Origin of the sequence: Chamaesiphon sp. OTE_8_metabat_110, assembly GCF_031382685.1 — a bacterium.
In the GTDB taxonomy this organism is placed as follows: domain Bacteria; phylum Cyanobacteriota; class Cyanobacteriia; order Cyanobacteriales; family Chamaesiphonaceae; genus Chamaesiphon.
Genome location: NZ_JANMZA010000587.1, coordinates 1 through 3,909, shown reverse-complemented (window position 1 = coordinate 3,909; position 3,909 = coordinate 1). Strand labels below are relative to the sequence as shown.

2 protein-coding genes and 1 pseudogene are annotated in these 3,909 nt (G+C 48.9%); 2 read left to right on the top strand and 1 reads right to left on the bottom strand.

All coding sequences use genetic code 11. The annotated features are described in order from the left end of the window. A pseudogene (pyrH, locus tag RMO52_RS21215) lies at window positions 1-197 on the bottom strand (UMP kinase); the annotation flags it as partial. A 199-nt stretch (window positions 198-396) separates the two neighbouring features. Between pyrH and RMO52_RS21210 the strand changes: the two are divergent. After that, on the top strand, window positions 397-2,691 hold the full coding sequence (locus RMO52_RS21210) for an ATP-binding protein (protein WP_310418282.1): 2,295 nt from the start codon (window positions 397-399) through the stop codon (window positions 2,689-2,691). 393 nt (window positions 2,692-3,084) lie between these two features. Then, window positions 3,085-3,909, top strand: an 825-nt coding sequence (locus RMO52_RS21205; protein WP_310418279.1) for a response regulator, incomplete at its 3' end; no start/stop codon positions are given.

Sequence of the window (3,909 nt, the reverse complement as noted above, 5' to 3'; positions counted from 1 at the left end):
CCTTTGGCTGAAGCTTTGACACCACGAAAAATATTGCCTCCACCAACAACGATCGCGACTTGAACGCCAGTGGCGACGACTTCGGATACTTCTTGGGCGATGGCTTGGACGATCGTCGGATCGATACCATAGCCAAGATCGCCCATTAGGGCTTCACCACTCAGTTTGAGCAATACCCGCTGGTAAGTCGTCCCCATGTTAATTTATCTTCTCAACTCAAATTTTCTCATCCTTACGATACCAGGAAATGGCGATCGGATGTGAATAGGGGATAGGGGATAGGGGATAGGGGATAGGGAATAGGGAATAGGAGATGGGCGATCGGGCAGTAAGGGATAACCACATTGGACGATCGAATTGAGTTAAGCTAATACAACTAGAACGATTGGGTCAATCATGATAGGCACTAATTTTGACACTCTATATCCCGATCTCACCAACTTAGAGCGATCGTCAATTAATACATTGACAAAAGTTCAATCTCATGGTGTATTGCTAGTCTTGCAAGAGCCAGATTTAATTGTATTACAGGTGAGTAATAATACGCTCGCCACCTTTGGCATCGCACCAAATCGGCTGCTCGGGCAGCCATTAGAGCAGATTTTAGATGTTTTTCAGGTAGAGAAATTTCGAGCGGGATTGGCAGAGCAGAATTTCGAGCGCAGCAATTACAGTAAGGTGTGGTTGCGGAATCCGGACAGTTACAGTATATTTGACGCTGTGTTCCATCGCAGTCCCGATGGTGCGCTCATTTTAGAATTGGAACCAACCCAGAAAGATGAGCATATCCCCTTTCTCAGTTTTTATCATTTAGCCAAAACCTCGATTCTCCGAGGGAGGGGTGCCAACGAGCGATTAACTGCCGATTTACCCGCTTTCGGAAAAAATGTGGTCGCCCAAGTACGGGAGATGACCGGATTCGATCGAGTACTGCTCTATCAGTTCGATGATGATGGGCATGGCGAAGTAATTGCCGAAGATAAAGTGGCTCAGATGGAGTCCTATTTGGGGCTGCATTTCCCAGCGTCGGATATTCCCCCACCAGCGCGGGAGATGTTTCTTGCCAACCAGATTCGGGTGATTTCGGACACTCGCGAACAGGCGGTGGAAATGATTCCAGCCCAGCATCCGCTGACGGATCGACCGACAGATCTGACGCTGGCAAATCTCCGGAGTGCGGCTCCCTGTCATAGTGAATATCTTCAGAATATGGGGGTGGGAGCATCTTTGACGATTTCCCTGCTCAGAAATGGACATTTGTGGGGGATAATTGCTTGTCACCATCAGACACCCAAATCGGTAGCTTATGAGTTGCGGAAAGCTTGCGAACTGCTGGGACAGGTGATTTTTGCTGATATCTCGACGATCGAACAGATCGGAGATTTCAGCTATCGATCGAAATTAGCACACGATCGATCTGTGGCGATCGATCGCATGTCCCAATTCTCCAGGGGAGAGGCTACGTCAAAGACTAGTTTCGTGAATGGTTTAATGGGCTACGAGCCAAATTTATTAGATCTGTTCGCGGCTGAGGGCGCAGCCGTCTATTTTGGCGGCGAATGGACGACAATCGGGCAAACTCCACCACCTGCTGAACTCGATTACTTAGTGGGATGGTTGAATGCCAATGTGCAGGATGAAGTATTTTCGACAGACTCGCTGGCGGCATTAGATCCTGCTGCCGAGCGGTTCAAGGACGTTGCTAGTGGGTTGCTATCGATTTCGCTATCGCCGCAAAGTTATATCTTGTGCTTCCGTCCTGAAGTACTGCGTGCGATTAATTGGGGCGGCGACCCACATCATCCGTTCCAAGTAGTCGAAACTGCTGGTAATCTGTCCGTATATCCCCGCAAATCTTTCCAATTATGGAAAGAAATAGTCCGGCTGCATTCTCTCCTCTGGAAAACTGTCGAAATTGAATCGGCGATCGAACTCCGCAGCGCAGTTGTCAAGATCGTCCTGCGTCAAGCTGAAGAATTAGCTCTGCTCGCCACCGATTTAGTCCGCTCTAATGCCGAACTCAAGAAGTTTGCCTACGTTGCATCGCACGATTTGCAAGAACCCCTGCATCAGGTAGCCAGCTATGTCCAACTCCTAGGCACTCGCTACAGCAAGGAACTCGATCGAGATGCCCAAGAGTTTATCGGCTTGGCAGTCGAGGGCGTAAACTTGATGCAGAACCTGATTGATGATGTATTAGTCTACTCGAAGTTAGACTTACAGGGGATTGAATGGGAGCCGACCGATGTTGGCATCGCCTTAAATCGCGCTCTGAACCACTTGCGGGGGCCAATTCGCGAAACAGGGGCGATCGTCACTTCCGACCCGATGCCGACGATTGTAGCCGACAGTACGCAACTAACTCAGCTCTTCCAGAACCTGATCGGGAATGCGATTAAATTTAGCAAACCAGATACCGTCCCCCAGGTGGATGTCTCCGTAGTTCAACGGGAAAATGACTGGTTATTTGCCGTTCGAGCTGATGGGATCGGCATCGATCCCAAATATTTCGATCGGATCTTTGTAATCTTTCAACGCTTACATACCCGCGATGAATACTCAGGTACGGGCATCGGTCTAACTCTATGCAAAAAAATCGTCGAGTGTCATCATGGTAAAATTTGGGTAACTTCAGAATTAGGACAAGGTGCTACTTTTTCATTTACAATTCCATTTAAGAGTGTCAGTTGACCGATCGAATCGACTCGATCGAATCGAAAACCCTAGAGATTCCCCTAAATCCCCTTAAAAAACTACGGTTTACACAAGTCGTAAAACTCTAGTATCCATCCTAAAAGCAGCCCCCCAGCCCCCAATTTTGGGGGAGTAAGACAATTGAAAGCCCCCAATTTTGGGGGGTTGGGGGGCACACAAAACTAGAAACGAAGTCCAACAGACTTGTATATACACGGCATCTTTTGAAGGCTTTCTTGGGGGAAACCTTATAGGCTAGTAACGCGAAATTCACTTTTCAGATACCTTCTGAGGGATGGTGCTAGTCGCACCCAGTAACATGACAACTCCCCCAACCTGCCCAGATTTTTACAGGTAGGGAGGCTCAAACCCCAAAGCGGGAATAACTAAATGCCAGATAATTTAGCAAAACTTTCTACAGCATCAGCCATCCCCACAAAGTCTGTCCCGATGGCTGCGCCGCAAGTGCCGAAGTACAACACAGCCACTGACTATCCAGACCTGCAAGTGTTGCTAATTGAGGATAATCTCGCTGAAGCGCGGTTATTTAGGGAAATTCTCCAGGATGCTTGGGCTAACAAGTTCGGCTTAGTCCATTTCCAGCGGTTAGGGCCAGCAATTACCGAACTCAATTCCACTCGATTTGATGTTGCGCTGCTCGATTTAACATTACCTGATAGTGACGGGCTGGCATCTTTAGACGCACTGATCCACCATGCCCCAAGTTTACCGATCGTGGTGTTAACCAATACCAACGATGATGAATTAGCCCTCGATGCAGTGCGACATGGCGCTCAGGATTATCTCGTCAAACGGCAAATCAGTCTCGATATCTTAGTACGAGCGATCCGGTATGCGATCGAGCGCAAAGCCTCAGCCGAAGCCCTCCGCGAAATCAATGAAACCTTGGAGTGGCGCGTAGAAGAACGCACCGCCGCCGTCGAAGCCGCGAACGAATCACTCACTCAGGAAATCGAGTCGCGAGAAAATATCCAAAACCGCCTGGAGCTAGCCCAACAGGCTGGTAAACTCGGCACATTTGAATGGGATATTACTGCCGATCTCGTCACCTGGTCGAGCGAATTGGAGAATCTCTATGGGCTGCCACCAGGTAGTTTTGGCAACAGCAACGCCAATTGGCTCGCAACTATTCATCCCGAAGATCGCCCGCAGATCCGTGCAGAATTGGAGCGGTGGCGAATCATCGCCAAAGGC

Coding starts and splice junctions, on each gene's coding strand:
- RMO52_RS21210 (WP_310418282.1), top strand. CDS start 397: ATGATAGGCACTAATTTTGACACTCTATATCCCGATCTCACCAACTTA.